Annotated in this window: 1 protein-coding gene; it reads right to left on the reverse strand. The window is 67.1% G+C overall.

Annotated elements, in window-relative coordinates:
* On the reverse strand, positions 1 to 527 hold a 527-nt coding region (locus AC31A1_RS52215; protein ID WP_489660047.1), incomplete at its 3' end, for an MSMEG_0572/Sll0783 family nitrogen starvation response protein.
* Between the last annotated feature and the right edge of the window lie 169 nt (positions 528 to 696).

Raw genomic sequence — 696 nt, forward strand, 5'->3', positions numbered from 1 at the left:
AGCTGGTAGGTGGAGTTGATGATGGCGCCCTTGCGCGCGTAGTGGATCAGCGCGTCCTGGACGTCCAGCGGGTGGGTGGGGATGACGCCCTCGATGAGGTCCTCCTCGCGGGCGCCGTGCAGGGACAGGCCGAAGCGGCAGCAGTAGGCCTTGCCGCCCTCGGCGATGAACGTCTTGAGCTGGTTGTTGATGTTGTGCTCGCCGGGGAAGGCGGAGTTGCCAACGGTCGGGAAGCCGCGCGTGGCAAGGCAGTTCAGCGAGCCGGGGCCGTAGAAGTAGATGGCCGTCTCGAACCCCTTACGCAGGGCGCGGGTGGCCTGGAGGACGGCGACGAAGGAGACCGAGGACTCGTGGGCGATGCCGTGGACGAGGGTGAAGTAGCTCTCACCGTTCTCGGCCTGGTAGTCGGGGAAGACCTTCGTGGAGCCGTAGATGCTGCTGCCCTCGGCGAGCGAGGGGTGCGGGATCTCGTCGAGGGACTTCTGCTCGACGTCGGAGAGTTCGGCGGTGACGACGGCTTCGGACATGGCTGTCTCCTTGTTCGTACGGGAACGGAAAGGGCTCGGGTCAGTCGTAGAGCGCGGCGAACGTGTCCCGGAAGACCAGGTCGCCGAGTTCGCCGCCGCCGGTCGCTTCGGCGAGGCGGGCGTACTCGCCCGTGAAGTCGCCCCACGGCTGGTCGCTGGCGAAGAGCAC

The organism is Streptomyces sp. P5F9, assembly GCF_057961495.1.